Raw genomic sequence first — 18,849 nt, 5'->3', positions numbered from 1 at the left:
CGGGCTTGCCATCCTCCTGGCGCCGATTGAACCCCTTCGCGACTTCATCCTGGTTGCAGTCGGCCCGCGTCGGTCTTTACTCCGGGGTGCTCGTTCCCGCGGAACCGGACGTGACGGGGGTCTAGCCGCGTGCTCGAAGCTGGGCAAGGCTAGGATGGTCGAGCAATCGGAACGGCTGCACGAGCGGGCCGATGAGCTCCCCACGCTGGGCGATGTGCTCGGACTTGATGGGCCCGAGGAAGCCCGAGGACGCGGCGAGGTAGGCCACCCGCGCCGGGTCGATCCCCATCAGCCGGGCGCAGGTGGCGTCGACGGCCGGGAAGTTCGTCCCCATCACGAGCAATCCCGCCGGCTTCGGCGTCCCCATGATCGGACCGTCACCCTCCATCCCGATGATGCCGTCCACGATGGCCAGGTGCGGACGGACCGCGGCATTGATGTCGATGATCGACTGCGGGATTCCCGCGTGGTGGAGCACGTTCTTCGGCCATCCGTAGCAGACACCGGGCATCACGCCGAAGAGGTTCTTCATCGACAGGGTCACGCCCGCCCAGTGATGGGTCTTCATCTTGGGCATGGAGACGATGAGGTCGGCGCGGCGGAGCGTCGCCGGGAGGACCAGCTCCGCCAGCTCCGTGAACCGTGAGCCGTTGGGGACCCGGACGACGTCGTCGTGATTCAGGTCGACGAACTCGAGGTGGGACTCGGCCAGCACCGAGCCGAGCCCGGATTCGTCGAGGACCAGCCGAGAGTCCCGACAATGCCCCTGCCCCTCGGCGACGAGGACCTCGCGAGCCCCCCCGCGCCGGAAGACCTCGGCGGCGGCCCGGACCACGGCCGGGTGGGTGTTGATCTGGGGTTCGGCCCGGACCGGTTCCACGAGATTCGGCTTCAGCAGGACCGTCTTGCCCCGGATCCGGTCGGGCCCCAGCCCCAGCTCCGAGAGCCCGGCGGCGATGATCGGCTCGAGGTCCTCCGAATAGGAACGCGCACAGCCGACGAAGACCGAGGACCGCATCCAGGCCTCGCCGGATGACCGTGCGGCCCGGAGCCCCAGGCCGCCGGCGGCGATTGCCCCGGCCGCCGTCAGGAACGAGCGACGCTTCATGATGAGGCCCCCGAATGGGAGGGGAGCTTGCCGGCCGAGGCGACGAGCAGGAGCCCGGTCCCCACGGTCGCGTCTCGATCGGCCCGATGGGCCTCGAACGACCGGGACAACCAGGACTCCGACTCGGGCGGGCATGCTCGCCACGCATGGAGCCCGAGGACTCCCCAGGCCAGCGAGATCGGGGCGAATGTCCCGGGCAGGGTGTTCAGGAGGTAGGAGACCGCCAGGTCCACGCAATGGAGGCGGCCGTTCGGATCGGTGGCCGCGAGCGCGAGCAAGGCTTGCCCGGTCGGCCCGGGTTGCGGCCTGAGCTCGCTCCCGAAGACCCGCCGATTCCCGTAGTTCCAGCCGCCGTGTTGCAGGCTGCGATCGAGGATGAGCTTGCGGCCTTCGAGCACGCGGGGATGGCTCCCCTGCCCTTCGCGGCAGAGTGCCAGCACGGCCATGGCGGTCGGCTCGAGCCACGAATGTGTGCCGTCGATCCACGACCAACCGACGAGGCTCGTGTCGTGCCCCATGACCCCCAGCCGCTCCGCAGGCGGGACGTCCATGCGCGCGCCCCTCGAGGCCAGGAGCCAACGGACCGCGGCCCGCCTCGGCTCCAGATCGAGGCCCGCGGCGTTCCAGAAGAGGATCGCATGCGGCGTCGCCCAGCCGGTTCCGGCCAGCTCCGAGGAGAGTCCGACGGCCCCGTCCGATCGTTGCCGCTGACGGAGCCAGTCCGCCGCCGATGGCAAGTCGGACTCCCCGCCGCCGGCCAGGATCCCCAGGGCGGCCAGGGCGGTCGCCTCGGCCGTCGGGGCCAGCCCGGGGCTATATCCCCAGGCGCCGCACCGGTCCCTCCGCGCCTCGAGCATGCCCCGGGCCGCAGCCTTCCAGTTGCCACTCACGGTTTCGGTCCCGCCTCGCGAAGTTCACCCCGACGATCGAAGCCTCCGAAGCTCCTCCTTCAAGCAAGGTAGTGCGCCGATGCGCGGGGACGGTCCTTCGAATCCGTGGAATTCCGGTCGGGTCGCCGGCTCGTCGCGGGGCCGCAACAAATACGCCCCCGGGGGCTCGTGGATTTGGCAGCCGACGCGGACGTGACCTAGTGTTGAGCAGATACAACCGGCGGCAAGGCGAGCGGACCTGATCCGCTCGGAGCGAACGCACCTCGTTCCCGCGGATGACGCGGACAAGCCGCCCTGGCGATCTTGCGTTGGCGACGATTTCCCTGCTCTCAACTACCGAGGAGTTCCCGATGCACACCCTGATGAAACGAGTCGAACGGTTCCTGGTCAGCGAGGACGGCCCGACCGCGGTCGAGTACGCGGTCATGCTGGCCCTGATCCTGGTGGCCTGCATCACGATCGTCAAGTCGCTGGGCACGAGCGTCAGCGGCACCTTCAACTCCGTGAACTCGACCCTCGGCGGCGGATCCTGATCCCGCCCCTGCGGGATTCAAATCCGACGTCACGGTCGGGGCGGACGAGTTCCCGTCGGCCCCGACCGTTCTTCGAATCCTCCCCCGCGGGCCATCTGCGGGCCATGATCAAGCCGCGGGATGTTCCTCCGCGGCAACGCCTCGGCGAGAAGAGGCCTCGGATTTGACCCCACCCGCAGACGTGACCTAGCGTTCGATAGACGCGATCGAGGTCGAATCGATCCGATCGGCCCCAGCGCAGAGGTCGAGGGCGGCTACGAGGCTCCCCTCGCGGCACGATCCCATGCCTCGCCTGCGTTGATCCCTTCCCTCTGGAGGTTCTCATGCACACCCTGATGAAGCGAGTCGAACGGTTCCTGGTCAGCGAGGACGGCCCGACCGCGGTCGAGTACGCGGTCATGCTGGCCCTGATCCTGGTGGCCTGCATCACGATCGTCAAGTCGCTGGGCACGAGCATCAGCGGCACTTTCAACTCCGTGAACTCGACCCTCGGCGGCGGGTCCTGATCGGCCCCCCGGGCCGGTTCGTCGCCGGCCTCCGACGGCGATCGTGACGACGGATCGGACGGAGCGGGTGAGGTCGACGGATCGTCGTCGACCTCGCCCGTTTTCGTCGTCCGGTCCGTCGCGGCCCCAAGCCGGGAGCATGCGGACGATGGCCCGGCCGTCGATTTGACAGGGCGGACGATGCGACCCAAGTTTCTGGTGGATGAATGGGCCCGAGAGCAGTCCGGGGTGGTCCCGGTCGGGGGTTGGTCGGCTGGATGCTCCTGGAGGAGTCGGCGATGGCGGTGATCCCTGCGGTGGCGTGGTTCGTGTCCGGGGTCCTGGTGGTGGCCGCGATCATCGACGGCCGCCAGCTCCGGGTCCCCAACTGGCTGACCTTCCCGTTCTTCGCCACGGGGCTGGTGTTCGCCCTGACGACGGGCGGCCCATGGGGCCTGGCCTGGTCGCTGGCGGGAGCCGGCGTCGGCCTGCTCTCGCTGCTGCCCCTCTACGCCATCGGCGGCATGGGCGCCGGCGACGTCAAGCTGATGGCCGGCATGGGGGCCTGGATCGGGGCCCATCACATGCTCTGGGCCTTCGTGGGGACGGCCCTGGCCGGGGGAGTCATCGGCGCCGCGATGATCGCGATCTCCGGGAACTGGATCCAGCACCTGGTCACGGCCCAGATCATCGGCCACGAGATCCTCACCGTCCGGAACCCGGTCGAGCTCTCCGAGCGGGCCGCACGGCGCAAGCCGTCGATGAGGCTGCTCCCCTACGGCATCCCGATCGCCATCGGTTCCGTGGCCTACTTCGCCGGCGCCGGCCTGCTCTGGGCCCGGTAGCCGCCCCACCGTCTGATCGCCCGGGACACCACCGAAGACCTCCTCAACCGCATGAAAGCGAGCGGCTGCCATGAACGGAAGATCGCTGATGGTGCTCTCCCTGGCCGTCGTCCTCGGCCTGGGCGCCATGATCATCTCGATGAAATACATGGGCAAGCCGCCCGCCGTCGAGGAGGAGACGCAGGACGTCATCGTCGCGGCCCGGGACTTCAAGCACGAGGAGATCCTCAAGGCGGACATGGTCAACGTGGTGCGGATGGCCAGGAAGTCGGTCCCGCCCGGCGCATTCGCGGCGTTCAAGGATGTCGAGGATCGCTGGGTCAGCACCACGATGATCGAGGGCGATCTGATCGTCGAGAAGAAGCTCGGGCCCAAGGGGACGCCGCCGGGGCTCGTCGCCAATATCCCCAAGGGCATGAGGGCGTTCGCGGTGGAGGTGAACGAGCAATCGGGCGTCTCCGGCTTCGTCCTCCCGGGACATCGCGTGGACGTGATCCGCTACGAGGCGCCGGAGGCCGGGAAGCAGCCCCACGCCGACATGATCCTCCAGAATGTGCTCGTGCTGGCCTCCGGCCAGGTCTTCACGCGATCCGAGGAGAAGTCGCTCCAGAACCACACGGTCACGCTGGCCGTCACCCCGGAGCAGGCCTCCATCCTGGTCGCCGCCAAGGCCAACGGCCCGCTCTCCCTCTCCCTCCGCGGCGTCAACGACCATGACGTGGTCGCCAGGCCGAAGGAAGCCCCCGAGATGAAGGGCCTCCGGGATGACCTGGAGAAGGAGCGTCAGGCTCGCCTCAAGCTCGAGAAGGACAACGAGGAGATCCGTCAGAACATGGCGAAGAAGCAGGCCGGGCCGACGCCCGAGGAGATGGCCGCGCTCAAGGGGGGGCTCGACAAGGTGAACCAGAAGCTCACGCAGCGCGAGCAGGAGCTCGAGAGCGTGAAGGACGGCTGGCGGCGATACCTGACCGACAACCCGCCCGACGAGCGGCAGGCCCGCTATGTCTCCATCTACCGGCCGATCCGGGAGAAGGAGGGCAAGGGGGACAGGTTCGAACGGGTGCCGCTCAATGGCGCAGCTCATCGGGTACTGGCCAAGTCGAAAGACCAGGACGTGGTCAAGGAGAAGCCGCTCCCGGGCGTCCTCGCCGCCGAGCCCCAGGGCTTCGGCAGCGGCGTCCCGGCGATCACCGGCCTCGGCTCCGCGACGACCGGCGGGGAGAGCCCCTGAGCGGCCGGCACGTCCGCCCGCGACGGCCGGAGATCCGCCGTCCCCCCCAGGATGCCGGACAGACGAGGCCCCTAGCGCACGAGTAGCCGACCCATGAGGGATGTGATTCGAGTCGCCCTGATCGATCCGAACGAGGAGTCGCGGCGGACGCTCCAGCGCCTGCTCGGCTCGCTCGGGACGCTCTGGCTGGCGGAAGCCTTCGACAGCTACCGGGCCGCGGCCGCTCGCATCGGCGAGATCGGGCCGGACCTCTGCCTGGTCGCCCTGGACGCCGATCCCGCCCAGGCCATCGAGCTGATCGCCAGCCTGGCCCACTCCGCGCCCGATACCATCCTGCTTCCCGCCAGCACCACCTGCGACAGCACCCTGATCCTCAAGGCCATCCGCGCCGGGGCCAGGGAGTTCCTGACCCTCCCGACCGAGGCCGGCGAGCTCAGCGACATCGTCGGCCGCCTCTTCCGGGGGCGAGAGGATGTCGGCTCCGGCGGGACGAAGGGGCCGCAGATCATCACCGTCACCGGGGCTTCCGGCGGCGTCGGCTGCACGTCGACGGCCGTCAACCTCGCAACCACCATCGCCTCTTCGGGGCGGGCCGAGGCGATCCTCCTGGACTTCGACCTCATGTTCGGCTCGGTGGACGCCTGCCTGGACATCATCCCGGACAATACGCTCTCCAACGTCGTCCAGAACCTCGACCGGCTCGACCTGACGCTGCTCAAGAGGTCGATGACCCGTCACGCGTCGGGCCTCTATGTCCTCCCCCATCCGGTCGCCCTGGAGGACGCCGCGAAGATCGACCCGGAGACGCTGAAGCGGCTCCTCGGGCTCCTCAAGGCCGCCTTCCCGACGATCGTGATCGACACCAGCAAGGGACTCCAATCCTCGGACTTCGTCGCCTTCGAGATGGCGGACGTGATCCTCATCGTCATCTCCCTGGACCTGACCTGCCTGCGGAACACGGCGCGGCTGCTCAACCTCTTCCACCAGTTCGAGGGGATGGCCGAGCGGGTGAAGCTGGTCGTCAATCGGGCCGGGTCGGCGGAATCCGAGATCGGGCTGAAGAAGGCGGAAGAGACCCTGAAGATGCCCCTCTCTTACCAGATCCCCGTCGCGTCCAAGGCGTTCCAGGCCGCGCGGGTGCGCGGGGTCCCACTCGCCGACGTGGCCGCCGGCTCGAGGGCCCACCAGTCGATCCTCGAGATCGCCCGCTCGCTCCGGAGCGACCAGTCCGCGGAGGCCGACAAGCCGCGCAAGGGCCTCTTCGCGGCGTTCTTCTGAGAAGGGGATGATCCCCAGGGAGCCAGCCGAGATGTTGCGAGGACTTTCCCGTAGCCCGTTCGGACCGCGGTCGCCCCACGGCGGGGCCACGCCGCCGCCCGCCGACGCGCCGACCGCCGCCGAGGCCGCCCCGGCCTCCGCCTCGGCGCCACCGCCCCCGCGGAAGCCGGACCCCGCCCGCGAGACCGACCCGGCCGTCATCCAGTACGAGACGCTGAAGCAACACATCCACATGCAGCTCGTCGACCGGCTCGACATGAACCGCGTCGGCGAGATGGATCCCAAGACGCTCCGCGACGAGATCCGCCAGATCGTCGAGCATCTCTGCGACACCGAGAACCCGCTCCTCAATCGGAACGAACGCCAGCGGCTGGTCAACGAGATCCTCGACGAGACCTTCGGCTTCGGCCCGCTCGAGCTGCTGCTCAAGGACGAGAAGATCGGCGACATCATGATCAACGGCCCCCGCAAGATCTTCATCGAGAAGGAGGGGAAGATCCAGAAGTCGGAGGTCGTCTTCCGGGACAGCGAGCATCTCCTCCAGATCATCGACCGGATCGTCTCCCGCGTGGGCCGCCGCGTGGACGAGACCTCGCCCATGGTCGACGCCCGGCTCCCCAACGGCTCCCGGTTCAACGCCATCATCCCGCCGCTGGCCCTCGACGGCCCGGTGGTCACCATCCGAATGTTCGGCTCCCGCCCCCTCTCCAAGGACGACCTGCTCCGCTTCAAGGCGTTCACCCCGGAGATGCTCGCCCTGATGGAAGGGGCCATGAAGGCCCGGCTCAACATCGTGATCTCCGGCGGCACCGGCTCCGGCAAGACCACGCTCCTGAACACGCTCTCGAGCTTCATCCAGCCCGACCATCGCGTCATCACGATCGAGGACGCCGCCGAGCTCCAGCTCCAGCAGGACCACGTCGTCCGGCTCGAGACCCGGCCGGCGAACATCGAGGGCCGCGGCGCCATCACGCCGACGGACCTCGTCAAGAATGCCCTCCGGATGCGGCCCGACCGGATCATCATCGGCGAGTGCCGCGGCGCGGAGACCCTGGACATGATCCAGGCCATGAACACCGGCCACGAGGGCTCCATGACGACCGTCCACGCGAACACCCCGCGCGACGCCATGAGCCGGCTCGAGACGATGATCAGCATGGCCGGGCTGGAACTCCCCATCCGCGCCCTCCGCGCCCAGTTCGCCTCGGCCATCGACCTGATCATCCAGGCGAGCCGCCTCCAGGGGGGCCCCCGCAAGGTGACCAGCATCTCGGAGGTCGTCGGCATGGAAGGGGACACGATCATCATGCAGGAGATCTTCGGGTTCCGGCAGACCGGCGTCGACCAGAACGGCCGGGCCTACGGAGAGTTCTCCTCCAGCGGCATCCGCCCCACGTTCATGGAACGCCTCGAATACGCCGGCTTCCACCTGAGCCCAGACATCTTCCGCCAGCGCGTGCTCCTGAAGGACTGACCGGAACACCCCCGCCCCTCCGGGGCGAAAGCGATCGGGACGACGACCATGCTCCAGGATCCGATGCTCTGGTCCATGCTGATCGGCGTCGGCGTGATTGTCCTCGTCGGCGGCCTCGGCCTCGTCATGACCGGGTCGTTCGGCAAGATCGCCGAGCAGCGACTCGAGGACCTCACCGGGGGGGGGGCGAAGAAGAGCCGGGAGGCGCTCTCCTCGGGGATCCTCCTCCGCCCCTCGGCCATCAACCTCGGCGGCGGCTCGCTCTGGGCGAAGTTGATCCCCAATCCCGCCAACCTCAACCTGCTCTACGAGCAGGCCGACGTCAACCTGACGTTCAACTCATTCATGGCCATGGTGCTCGGGTTGGGGCTGGTCGGGATCCTGGTCGGCCTCTTCTTCCACCTCCCCTGGCTGACGCTCCCGATCGGCTCCCTGTTCCTGGCCTCGCTGCCGTTCCTCTGGCTCCTCAAGCGGAAGCAGCGCCGGATCCGGAAGTTCGTGGAGGCCATGCCGGAGGCCGTGGAGCTGATCAGTCGCGCCCTCCGCGCCGGCCACGGCCTGGCATCGGGCCTGCACCTCGTCGCGGAGGAGATGCGCGGGCCGCTCGCGGACGAGTTCAACCGCGTCTTCGAGGAGCAGAATTTCGGCATCCCCATCGAGATCTCGCTGCGCAACATGGCCGACCGGATCCCGGTCATGGACGTGCGCTTCTTCGTCATCGCGATCATCATCCAGCGGGTCACCGGCGGCGACCTTGCGGAGGTGCTCGACAAGATCGGCAAGCTGATCCGGCAGAGATTCGAGCTGCTCGGCCACGTGAAGGCGCTCACCGCCGAGGGGAGGCTCTCCGGCATCGTCCTGCTGGCGTTGCCCCCGGGCCTGCTCGCCTTCCTCTCCTTCTCCAACTTCGCCTACATCAGCCCCCTGTTCACGACCTCGGTCGGCACCAAGATGCTCGCGATCACGGCCGCCTTCCAGGTCCTCGGCGCGTGGATGATCAACAAGATCGTGGCCATCAAGGTATGACTGAAGGACCGTGATGATCTCCCTCAATACGCTGCTGCCGATACTGGTCTTCTGCTCGATCAGCCTGGCCGTATGGGCGGTCCTGACGATCGTCCTGGGCGACCGGAAGCGAGGCGCGGAGGATCGGCTCCGGCGGATCATGGCGCCGGGGACGAGTCGGAAGGAGGCCGAGCATGCTCGGTCGCAGAAGCAGGAGAAGTTCCAGGAGCAGGTGACCAGGGCGGCCAACAAGCTCGGCCAGACGCTCCGGCCCACCGACGAGCAGCAGCTCGGCAAGGTCCGGATCCAGCTCCTCAACGCGGGGTTCCGGAACGAGAACGCCGTGGCGGTCTTCTTCGGCGTCAAGCTGATCCTGATGTCCCTGTTCGTGGCGATCGTCTTCCCGATCGTCGCGATCCGAGAAGGGATGACCACCAACGCGTTCACCTACTCGGCGATGGCCGGTGGACTCGGCTTCTACCTCCCCGGGTTCGTCGTCGACGGCCGCAAGAAGAGGCGATCCGAGGACATCTTCCTGGGACTCCCGGACGCGCTGGACTTGATGGTCGTCTGCGTCGAGGCGGGCCTGGGCCTGGACGCGGCCATGCGTCGGGTGACGAGCGAGCTGTCGAGCTCCTGCAAGACGCTCTGCGAGGAGTTCGCCATCTCGAATTTCCAGCTCCAGATGGGCAGGCCCCGGAAGGACGTCCTGCGGGATCTGGGCGTCCGGACCGGCGTGGACGACATGCGGTCGCTGGCCGCCGTGATCATCCAGGCCGAGAAGTTCGGCTCGAGCATCGGCGCGGCGCTCCGGGTGCAATCGGATGCCCTGCGGCTGCGGCGTCGCCAGTTCGCGGAGGAGCGGGCGGCGAAGACCGCGGTGAAGATCATGATCCCGCTGATCCTCTTCATCTTCCCGGGCGTCTTCGTGGTCCTCGTGGGCCCGGCCGGGATCCAGATCGCCAATACGCTCATGGCGAAGTGAGGGGGGGCGGGATGTCGGTCGGTCGCGGAGGAGGGAGTCATGCGTAAGCTCGGTATCGAGGTTTTCGACGATCCGATCGCCGATGTCCGGCCGCGTCGTCGCTGGCCGCTCGTCGTCGCGGCGATGATCCTCCTGCTCGGACTTGGGCCGCTGCTTCTCGAGGGGGCCTCGGTCTGCCTTGGGGGCTGGAAAGAGGTCTTCGGCGTCTCGTCCACGGTTCGCACACCCGTGTTCGACTCGCTCCAGGAGACCGTGAATGACCTGCGCGTCCAGCTCCGGACGGAAGTCGCTCCGTGGTTCAGCCGGATCCCGTGGGACCCCAAGATGGTGCTCCCGGTCGGGGCCCTGATCATGGCCGTGTCGATGTTCATGCTCCGCCGGTGAACCTCCCGGCCCCGGGGCGCGTCCATCCTCCCAGGCCACCGGGTCCGAATCCTGCGACCTCCCCAGGGTTGACAGCCCCCTCGTCGTGCGACATCCTGAAGACGTTCCCACTGGCCGAAGTGGCGGAATGGCAGACGCGCCGGACTCAAAATCCGGTGGGGTTACACCCGTGTGGGTTCGAGTCCCACCTTCGGTATTTACCCGTCAGCGACCGACAGAACACGTCCGGCCCCGTAATTCTCGGGGTTTCCCGCTCCGAGCCCCCTTCCGCGACGCCGCACGGCCCGAGCACTTCCAACCGACCCAATCCGACAGAATCCGCCCCGATCCGTCCCCCAAGTGCTACCGAAAATGCTACCGGTTCGTGTCAGCCCGTTGTCATGAATGACCCGGACCTGGCGGACCTGATCTCAGCATGGCCGGACCTCCCGGAACCCATCAAGGCCGCCGTACTGGCCCTTGTGCATGCATTCGGCCCTGGTGGCAAAGTGCATCCATGACGCCCCTGGACGCATGCCTGGCCCTCCTGTCGGTCGGTAAGATGAGGGTGAGGCCAGACCGCCCCGAGCCCGGAGCCGAGCCCGCCGGATGTCCCGCGACACCAGGATGGAGACCTCAGCATGAGCCGCGAAACCCGCCCGTCAAACCAAGATTGATGAACCACCAGGTCCGCTCTCGTGTTCACTGTGATGGTTGGATGCCTTACACTCTGGGACGAGCTCGAGGCCGTCGAACCGGCGATCGGCCGATCGGATGGATGCGATGAATCCTGTTTCTCCGTGCCACTTCTGGCGGAGCCTATTGGGTTAGGGAAATGTCATGGCTGAGGATTGGACCCGCATTAAGTGTCCCACTTGTGGCATGATCTCTCAAACACGTCAGAAGGTCCCCGATGGCACGCGACTTCGCTGTCCGAAGTGCCAACTTTCGTTTGACTTCAAACCCGCTCAAAGTGCCGATTCGGCGATGAGGACGACGGCCGCTCCTGCCGTGAAAACCCAGAGGGCCGCCCATCCCATTGTAGGCGGCGGTTCGATTGATGACCTGATGGAGATCCCAGACGACCCTCTCGAACTGCTCAACATCAAAGTCACTGCGGGCAATTCGGCTGGCGGAAGTTCCGGTTGGCTGGCCTCTGGCAATGGCAGCGGAAACGTTATGAGATTCAGACACCCTTCGAATGGCTACACCGAAGAGGTTTCCGGCATGGCCTGGCTCTGGGTGCTCCTCTTCGGATTTGTCTACTTCGCCGTCAAAGGCGTCTGGACACATGCGATAGCTGGACTCGTCCTTGCGTTCCTGACATTTGGCATCTCATGGCTGATCTATCCATTCTTCGCCGGGTCGATCATGCGAACCAATTACCTTCGCAAGGGGTGGATTCAAGTTCAATGACCGAGACTGGTGCCCCGTCAATCCCTACAAATCGAGTTGGTTTCCAGCCAGTAACCTTCCGTTCGACCTGACCTGTCGAAAACCCTCAGTACAATTCCTGAGAGCAAAGGTTCCATGCCTAGCACAACGGAGCGTGTCCATGGGGCTCGAATTGAGGGGGAGCAAGTTTTACTTCTACCGCAAGGTTTGGGATCGGGGACGGGTGAGGAGCGAGTATGTCGGGGGCGGCTTTCTGGCCCTCCTGGCCGGCCGGCTGGATCAAGAGGACCGCGACGAGAAGGAGCAACGCAAGGCGAGCGAGCAAGCCCGGTGGGACGATCAGAGGGAGCGGATCAACGCTCTTGACTCACGGATTGATGCCCATGTCGTGGCCATGGAACAGGCCGTTGCCGCATCCCTAGAAGAGGCCGGATTCCAACGGCGTAAGAACCGGTGCGCGGGGTGGGTGAAACCCCGCTCCCCGCGAACCGAGAGGGGGGACGCATGAGCCGGGCAGACAGTGTGATCGTCGATCGCGCCCCTCTTGCCGATCAACGAATGGAGGAGGCCCGGCAGCTGGCACGTGACCTGGTCGTCCCGCCAAGGGGGGGGCCATACGATCGTTTCGTCCCATTCTCCACCTGGGAGAAGCAGAAGGCAGAGTCGATTTTCGATCGCCTCGTAGCCCAGCCCAAGAGCCCGAGAGAAGACATCAAGAACCTCGTCGGCCTGGTGGACCTGGCCGGCTCAACCTCGGGCGGAGAGGCGATGGGGTTACGGTCAGAACTCAGGGACACGGCCCGTCGACATCCCCAGGAGTTCATCGAGGAGACCGGCGGAGACCTGGCCCACAAGACCTGGGAGCTACTCGCCGAATCGCTCGAGCCTCAATCCGAGACCGCCCGGGAGGGGTTGCTCTGCAAGATGCATCAGGTCCGTTCCGAGCTGGCCGGTCCCAAGCCCTCTGGGGTGGAATGGAACCTCGCCGACGCCGCCGCGCTCTCGTGGGCCGATTACCATCGGTGCGTGATCGAGAGGGAACGACTCTCGGGCCGCGAAGACTTGAAAGCGTTGACATACCACGATCAACGGGTGGACCGCGCTCAGAAGCGGTTCCTGCGGAGCCTGAAGGCCCTGGCCGCCGTGCGCAAACTGGACCTGACCGCCGTCCAGATCAATTTCAACGGAGCGATCCGATCGGATGAATAATATTGCGGTTTCTTGATGTGAATACTGGAGCCGATCGGTTCCAAATCCTGGATGACTCGTGCACTCCGCGCACGCGGGGATGACACCTCAGCTTGCCCCGCCTCCACGACGCTCGTAACTTTGATGGGACGGGTTGCCTGTCGGGTTCGAAACCGACCGGCACGATGCGAACCCCTGCGGCGCGGTTGCTCCGAGCCCGCCGCGGGGTTCGGCCCGTCAATCGGAGCCCTTCACATGCCCGCCCCCTCGTGGCTGAACGACTTCGCCGGGTACGATCCCGACGAAGACGCTGTGACTGACGACGATGCCCCGCTGAGCGAGCCGGGCGAGCCGATGACGCTGGCTGAGTTGGAGCGAACCGTGCATGACGCGGAGCGCCTCGGCGCGGCCGTGGACGCGGGAAACGTCTCCTTACGTCGGCTGTACACAAGGTATCAACGGGTCCTGATGCAGTTCCCCGGACGAGACGCACTCCTGGAGTACCTGACCGCCAGGCACCGAGAGCGATATCTCACGCGGAAGAGCATCGACGCCGTGGTCCTCGATCTGGCACAGGCACTCAGGCGAACGGCGTCGGATGTGGAGCAGATGGAAGTCCGCGAGGCCCTGGCCATGCTTGACGCACAAACGCCGACTCAGGGGGCGGAGCCAGCGCTGACGATCGACCCGCCGTCGGCCACGAAGCCGCGCGTGTCCGTCCCCATACTGGATTTCACAGCGATTGCCGCTCGCCTCCGCCAGGACGGGCGCGGCAAGGCCAAACCGGCCTTGCTCGTCGAGTTCATGGCTGACAAGGAGCAAGCTGCGGAACTCGATGTGGCCGAGGCTGTCCACGATACAGACGCACCCAGCAAGAATACGGTCCGCAATAACGCCGAGCGGACGAATGCAGCTCTGCAAGAAATGGGCATTCCCCTACGGTTCCGCGTCACATCCGGCTACGTCTTCCGAGAGATCCTGCCCGAGTAGCCGTCGCGTGTCCGAGATATGTGCCGGATGTGTCCGTGGCGTGTCCCCGGTGTAACCCGTCCCCCTCCATACTGCCCCTCGGAGTCGAAACCAATCTCGACATCTGAGAGGCAAGCATGACAGCGAATGACGACCTGATACCACGTCCGCCCGTCATCCGGGAGCGGCTGGCGCAGACTCGCCGGGAGGCCGCCCGCCTCCGGAAGCTCCTGCGGCTCTCCGAGGACGCCGCGATCGAGCGGCACAAGCAGGCATCCTCTGACACTCCCGAGACCGTGCACAAGGCCCCCGGCCGGGAGGAGGGCCGATGACACCCGCCCGCCCCCGCCGGCCCGCTGTGGCCGAGCACGTCGGCCACGTCATCGAGCCGATGCTCTCCATCGACGACCTAGCCAGCGTCCTGTCCGTTTCCCGTCGCATGATCGAGCGCGAGCGCGCCGCCGGCCGGTTGCCCCGGCCCGACTTGCTCATCGGCCGCTGCCCCCGCTGGCTGCCCGAGTCGGTCCGCGGATGGATAGCGAAGGGAGGTCGAAGTTGAACGGCAAGAACGCCCGACAGACCGCCCTCGAGATCTTGGACCGCCTCAAGCTCTGGCCGGTCCCGATCCGCCCCGGCGAGAAGGCCCCGATCGGCGAATCGTGGGGAGCGACCCGACCGACAGCCCGGGACATCGAGCGGATCTACGATCAGTACCCCCGGGCCGGTGTCGGAATCCTGCTCGGTCCCGATGCCGGAGTCATCGACGTCGAATGCGACGGACCCCAAGGTCCGGACTCGCTCCGCAAGCTTTGCGGAGGCGACCCGCCGGCAACCCTCGGTTGGAATTCTCACCGTGGGCCGCACCACATCTTCCGCCACTCACCCCGGCTGGCGAAGCTTGGGAAGACCGTCATCAAGCGCCCGGATCTGCCCGACCTCGAAATCCGGCTCGGAGGCGACGGGAAGCAGTTTCAATCGAACTGCCCGCCGACGGCTGGCGACGATGACAAGCCCCGCCAGTGGGGGGGATGTTGGGTCATCGCCGATTTGCCGGAAGCCGCAATCGCGTTCCTGGAGACCGCCCCGCCGCCGGCGCCAGCGCGACCGGCTCCCGCCGCCCCGCCATGGATGACGAGCACTGCATCCGGCCATGACGGCTACGCGACCCGCGCCCTGGACGAGGAATGCAGCGCCGTCGCGACGGCCGCCAATGGCGAGAGGAACGCCCGCCTCAACACCGCCGCATTCAGTCTCGGTCAGCTTGTGGGCGCCCGCGTCCTGGACCGCGGGACCGCCGAGCAACGCTTGATGGAGGCCGCCTCCGACTACATCCGGTCTGATGGGGAGCATGCCGCCCGGAAGACAATTCGTTCCGGCCTCGATGCCGGAGAGAAGCTGCCCCGCGACCTCTCGCACCTGGCAAGCCCTCGTCCAGCGGTGAGCATCTCGAGCGTTCAGGCCCCGAGGCCCTGGCCGCCGCTCCGCTCTCCGGAGTTGCCCCCGGCTGCTCCGTTCCCGCTGCGTGTGCTCCCACTGCCCGCCCGGCGGTTGGTGGAGGAGGGAGCCAAGGCGATCGGCTGCCCCCCGGACTTCCTCGCCGTCGCCGCGATTGGCGTGGCCGCCGGGGCGATCGGCCGATCGGCTTCATTGATGCTCAAGTCTGGATATTTCGCCCCGGCGATCCTCTTCCAGGCGAACATTGGGCCGCCGTCCGACGGCAAGAGCCCCGCGCTCAAGATGGTGGCAAGCGGAATCTACAAGATCGCCGACACCCTCGCCGAAGAGTACGCGGATGCTTTCGCTCGATGGGAGAAGGACGCCGACCGCCCCGGGCGGGACGGCAAGAAGCAGAAAACGCCGCCTCGCCCGAGGCCCCGCCGAATCGATGTGGACGACGCCACGATGGAGGTATTGCCGCTGCTCCTGGCCGACAACCCGCGCGGCTTGGTGATGATTCGCGACGAGCTGGCCGCGCTCATCTTGGGTCTGAATCAGTACAAGGCCGGAGGCAAGGGGAGCGACCGGCCGACCCTCCTTAAGCTGTGGGCCGGCCAGCCCATCACGAAGGACCGCGTGAACCACGCCGATCATGTTCCGGTCCGCGTGCCACACCCCTGCCTGTCCATCATCGGTGGAATCCAGCCTGACATGCTCGGGGAGTTGGTCGACCCGAGGGGGCGGGCCGACGGATTCCTGGATCGTTTCTTGCTCTCCTACCCCGAGGCCGAGCCGGTCCCGCACTGGTCCGACGAGGGTGTTGCGACGGACGCCCTGGACGACTGGTCCGCCCTGATTGCTCGACTCTGGCTCCGACCCCTGGACGTGAAAGACGGCCGATCCGTCCCGCACGTTGTCCGGTTCACCGATTCGGGGAAGGGGCGGTGGATCGAGTTGTACGACCTCCACGCCGACGAGATGAGGACGCCCGAGGGGGACGCCTTGCGTGGCCCGTGGGGGAAGTTTCGCGACCACGCCGCCCGGCTGGCCCTGGTCCTCGCCTTGATGAGGCATGCGGCCGATCCGACCGCCAACCCGGACGCCGTCCCCGACGTCGACCCCCTCGTCGTCGATGACGCCTGGCGGTTGGCCGACTACTTCAAGAGCCACGCCAGGCGTGTGCATGCCGCGATCTCGAGGGGGCCGGCCGATCCGGACGCCCTCTCCCTCCTGTCGTGGATCAAGCGGAGGGGGGCAACCACGTTCCGGGAAGCCGACGTCCGGTCCGACCTGCGGCGGTATCGCGATGATCCCCCCGCCCTGGCTGGCGCGATCAAAGCCCTGACCGACCGCGGAGTCATTCGCTCCAAGCCAGAGGACCGCGACCCGGCCACCCCGGGGCCGAAGCCGACCCCGCTCTATGAAGTCCACCCTGCTCTCTTGGAGGCGCCAGGAATTACCGAAGATCCCGGAATTGGCTCCGCTGCCCCCCCGAATGGAGGGAATAGCGGTAATTCCGGGCGCCAAGAGAGTCCAGACGGAGACCGGGAGGTCTTTGAGCTATGACGCTCCCCGATTTGAAGGATGCCCTTTCCCTGGCCGGCGTCCGGCTGTCCCTGCGGCTGGTCGTCGATGCTCCGCGGAATGCCTTGACCGCCGACTTGCGGGCCGCCCTGGTGGAGCACAAGGCGACCCTCCTGGCCCAGCTTGGACGCGATGCCCAATGGGAGGTCTTGCGGCTGCAACGCTGGGGGCCGGCCCTGAACGAGACCGAGGACGACGACACCCCGAGGGGAGATGACCTGCCATGAGAAACGTGCATGTAACGTGCGACCGGTGCCGAGAGTCCATCGAGGCCTGCGCGTCTGTCCTCGAACTCGTGGCCGGCGACATCAGGCGGGACGGGGCCGAACGGATCGACCTTTGCCCCGGCTGCGTGGCCGGGTTCCGGACCTGGCTCCGAGGCCCTGGAAGGCTTCAGGAGGGGCCGCACGAGCGGAACGATGAGTTGGACGACCGAGGCCCCGGAGAATCCACCACGGGCCGCAAGGACGCCGAGTGCAAGGCCCGCACTCATTGACGTGTTGAGACGAGCGAGGCATGATCGGGGAGAAGCGGAGGACGGGACCGCTGCGAACGGTCCCGCCCCCCTGATTCGACCCCTGTCATTACCAGAGGACGAACCGATGGCCAGTGTATTCAAGTCGAGCGGATCGAAGAAGTACACGATCCTGTACGTGGATGAGAACGGCCGCCGCCGCAAGAAGAGCGGGGCGACCGACAGGACCGTAACCGAGAGGATCGCCCGGGACCTGGAGAACAGGATCGCACTCAGGCGAGAGGGGATCATCGACCCGAAGGCCGAAGCGTACCGCGACCACGAGGCCCGGCCGCTCTCCGCGCACCTCGACGCCTTCGCGAAGCACCTCAGGGACAAGGGGCGGACTCAGGAACACATCGTTCTGACGACGAGTCGAGCCCGCCGCGTCGTTGCCATCTTCCGGGGCGCACCCGTGGCCGAGATCGAGCCCGCGAATTCCGCCGCCGCCGAGTTGGCCCGCGCCGCCGCCCGGCTCGACGAGTGGACGGCCCCTGCCCGTCTTTCCGACCTGACCCCCGAGCGGGTTCAATCCGCCCTCGCGACCCTCCGCGATGCGGGCCGGTCCCTGGCGACCTGTAACCACCACGCAACGGCAATCTGCGGGTTCGCGAAGTGGTGCTATGCAACCCATCGACTCCGCGAGCATCCCCTCCGCGGCGTCGAGCGGTTCAACGTCGAGGAGGACCGCCGTCATGATCGCCGGACGATCAGCCTGGAGGAGCTTCATCGTCTCATCGCCGTGGCCGAGCAGGGCAAGCCTCACGTCCGGATGACGGGATCGCTGCGGGCCGCCTGCTACCGCCTCGCCGTGGCGACCGGGCTCCGGTTCTCGGAGATCGCCAGCATCGGCCCCGGGTCGTTCGACTGGAAGGCTCCCAGCGTGACCGTGGCGGCCGGCTACACGAAAAACGGCGATCCGACCACGCTCCCCCTGCCCCGCGACCTGGCGGACGATCTGGAAGCCCTCGTCGCGACCCTGCCGGATGATGAGCCCGTCTTCCCCTTGCCCCGCCGTGGTCGCGGGGCGGAGATGCTCCGAATCGACCTGGCCGCCGCCGGCATCCCGTACCGCGATGGCTCCGGCCGGGTCTTCGACTTCCACTCCTTGCGATGCGAAACCGCGACCCTCGCCGATCAGGCTGGAGTCAGTCCGCGGGTCGTCCAGAAACTCATGAGGCATTCCACGCTGGAGTTGACCGGCCGATACACCCGCCCCCGAGCCGTGGATATCGAGGCCGCCGCATCGATGCTCCCGTCCCTGAAACCGACAACTCCGAAGCCCGAGGCCGCCGCCATGACGGGGACCGATCCGGGACCGCTCTCGGCGCCGACTTCCCTGTTACCTGCTACCGAAAACGCTACCGACGATCCGCCCTCGAATCGCAACCGGGTGGCCGGAAAGCGACTTACGATGGAAGGCGCACGGACTCAAAATCCGGTGGGGTAACACCCGTGTGGGTTCAAGTCCCACCTTCGGTACTAAGGCTCATAAGGACTTACGTCAACGGCGACGCAGTCGAATCTGACCAGGGCACGTGAGCATTGCCGACCGAGGCGGAGTC

The 18,849-nt window shown here is 66.9% G+C and carries 19 protein-coding genes, 2 tRNA genes and 1 pseudogene; 20 read left to right on the top strand and 2 right to left on the bottom strand.

The window, feature by feature from the left end:
• Window positions 1-121: 121 nt before the first annotated feature.
• Window positions 122-1,108, bottom strand: a complete 987-nt coding sequence (locus G6O54_RS03715; RefSeq protein ID WP_165220255.1) for a DUF362 domain-containing protein — start codon at window positions 1,106-1,108, stop codon at window positions 122-124.
• The gene (locus G6O54_RS03710; RefSeq protein WP_165220253.1) at window positions 1,105-1,998 is read right to left on the bottom strand and encodes a prenyltransferase/squalene oxidase repeat-containing protein; all 894 of its coding nucleotides are present in this window, start codon (window positions 1,996-1,998) and stop codon (window positions 1,105-1,107) included. The genes G6O54_RS03715 and G6O54_RS03710 overlap by 4 nt, the downstream gene beginning before the upstream one ends.
• 350 nt (window positions 1,999-2,348) lie before the next feature.
• On the opposite strand from G6O54_RS03710, the gene G6O54_RS03705 reads away from it, so the two are divergent.
• The 20 genes and pseudogenes from G6O54_RS03705 to G6O54_RS03610 all read left to right on the top strand — a co-directional run bounded on the left by G6O54_RS03705 (window position 2,349) and on the right by G6O54_RS03610 (window position 18,766).
• Window positions 2,349-2,531 (top strand): Flp family type IVb pilin, encoded by a 183-nt coding sequence (locus tag G6O54_RS03705; protein ID WP_165220251.1) that lies wholly within the window; start codon window positions 2,349-2,351, stop codon window positions 2,529-2,531.
• A gap of 323 nt (window positions 2,532-2,854) precedes the next feature.
• Window positions 2,855-3,037, top strand: coding sequence for a Flp family type IVb pilin (locus G6O54_RS03700; protein ID WP_165220249.1), 183 nt, complete (start codon window positions 2,855-2,857; stop codon window positions 3,035-3,037).
• Window positions 3,038-3,315: 278 nt separating this feature from the next.
• Complete coding sequence (locus G6O54_RS03695) at window positions 3,316-3,861, top strand: A24 family peptidase (RefSeq protein WP_165220247.1); 546 nt, start codon at window positions 3,316-3,318, stop codon at window positions 3,859-3,861.
• Between the two features lie 70 nt (window positions 3,862-3,931).
• Window positions 3,932-5,092 (top strand): Flp pilus assembly protein CpaB, encoded by a 1,161-nt coding sequence (gene cpaB / locus G6O54_RS03690; protein WP_165220245.1) that lies wholly within the window; start codon window positions 3,932-3,934, stop codon window positions 5,090-5,092.
• A gap of 93 nt (window positions 5,093-5,185) precedes the next feature.
• On the top strand, window positions 5,186-6,370 hold the full coding sequence (locus G6O54_RS03685) for a CpaE/TadZ family protein (RefSeq protein ID WP_165220243.1): 1,185 nt from the start codon (window positions 5,186-5,188) through the stop codon (window positions 6,368-6,370).
• A 31-nt stretch (window positions 6,371-6,401) separates the two neighbouring features.
• Window positions 6,402-7,844, top strand: coding sequence for a TadA family conjugal transfer-associated ATPase (locus G6O54_RS03680; RefSeq protein ID WP_165220241.1), 1,443 nt, complete (start codon window positions 6,402-6,404; stop codon window positions 7,842-7,844).
• 48 nt (window positions 7,845-7,892) lie between these two features.
• Entirely contained in the window at window positions 7,893-8,870 is a 978-nt protein-coding gene (locus G6O54_RS03675) for a type II secretion system F family protein (RefSeq protein WP_250846701.1), read from the top strand.
• Window positions 8,871-8,883: 13 nt separating this feature from the next.
• The gene (locus G6O54_RS03670; protein ID WP_250846700.1) at window positions 8,884-9,834 is read left to right on the top strand and encodes a type II secretion system F family protein; all 951 of its coding nucleotides are present in this window, start codon (window positions 8,884-8,886) and stop codon (window positions 9,832-9,834) included.
• 39 nt (window positions 9,835-9,873) lie between these two features.
• Window positions 9,874-10,218, top strand: coding sequence for a hypothetical protein (locus tag G6O54_RS03665; protein WP_165220239.1), 345 nt, complete (start codon window positions 9,874-9,876; stop codon window positions 10,216-10,218).
• A 113-nt stretch (window positions 10,219-10,331) separates the two neighbouring features.
• Window positions 10,332-10,414 (top strand) — tRNA-Leu (locus G6O54_RS03660).
• 770 nt (window positions 10,415-11,184) lie between these two features.
• The gene (locus G6O54_RS03655) at window positions 11,185-11,613 is read left to right on the top strand and encodes a hypothetical protein (protein WP_165220237.1); all 429 of its coding nucleotides are present in this window, start codon (window positions 11,185-11,187) and stop codon (window positions 11,611-11,613) included.
• A gap of 139 nt (window positions 11,614-11,752) precedes the next feature.
• The gene (locus tag G6O54_RS03650) at window positions 11,753-12,100 is read left to right on the top strand and encodes a hypothetical protein (protein ID WP_165220233.1); all 348 of its coding nucleotides are present in this window, start codon (window positions 11,753-11,755) and stop codon (window positions 12,098-12,100) included.
• Window positions 12,097-12,801, top strand: coding sequence for a hypothetical protein (locus tag G6O54_RS03645; RefSeq protein ID WP_165220231.1), 705 nt, complete (start codon window positions 12,097-12,099; stop codon window positions 12,799-12,801). Before G6O54_RS03650 ends, G6O54_RS03645 begins: the two co-directional genes overlap by 4 nt.
• Before the next feature lie 234 nt (window positions 12,802-13,035).
• Window positions 13,036-13,770 carry a hypothetical protein gene (locus tag G6O54_RS03640; RefSeq protein ID WP_165220229.1) on the top strand — a complete coding sequence of 245 codons (735 nt, stop codon included), beginning with the start codon at window positions 13,036-13,038 and terminating at the stop codon, window positions 13,768-13,770.
• Window positions 13,771-13,886: 116 nt separating this feature from the next.
• Window positions 13,887-14,081, top strand: coding sequence for a hypothetical protein (locus tag G6O54_RS03635; RefSeq protein WP_165220227.1), 195 nt, complete (start codon window positions 13,887-13,889; stop codon window positions 14,079-14,081).
• Entirely contained in the window at window positions 14,078-14,308 is a 231-nt protein-coding gene (locus G6O54_RS03630) for a helix-turn-helix transcriptional regulator (protein WP_165220159.1), read from the top strand. The genes G6O54_RS03635 and G6O54_RS03630 overlap by 4 nt, the downstream gene beginning before the upstream one ends.
• Window positions 14,305-16,752, top strand: a complete 2,448-nt coding sequence (locus G6O54_RS03625; protein ID WP_165220225.1) for a DUF3987 domain-containing protein — start codon at window positions 14,305-14,307, stop codon at window positions 16,750-16,752. The genes G6O54_RS03630 and G6O54_RS03625 overlap by 4 nt, the downstream gene beginning before the upstream one ends.
• Complete coding sequence (locus tag G6O54_RS03620; protein WP_165220223.1) at window positions 16,749-16,997, top strand: TubC N-terminal docking domain-related protein; 249 nt, start codon at window positions 16,749-16,751, stop codon at window positions 16,995-16,997. Before G6O54_RS03625 ends, G6O54_RS03620 begins: the two co-directional genes overlap by 4 nt.
• Window positions 16,998-17,189: 192 nt before the next feature.
• Window positions 17,190-18,443: pseudogene (locus tag G6O54_RS38695) on the top strand (tyrosine-type recombinase/integrase); the annotation flags it as partial.
• A 229-nt stretch (window positions 18,444-18,672) separates the two neighbouring features.
• Window positions 18,673-18,766 (top strand) — tRNA-Leu (locus G6O54_RS03610).
• Window positions 18,767-18,849 lie beyond the last annotated feature (83 nt).

It is taken from the genome of Aquisphaera insulae (genome assembly GCF_011064615.1).
GTDB classification, from domain to species: Bacteria; Planctomycetota; Planctomycetia; order Isosphaerales; family Isosphaeraceae; genus Aquisphaera; species Aquisphaera insulae.
This window is presented reverse-complemented; position numbering and strand designations above follow the sequence as displayed.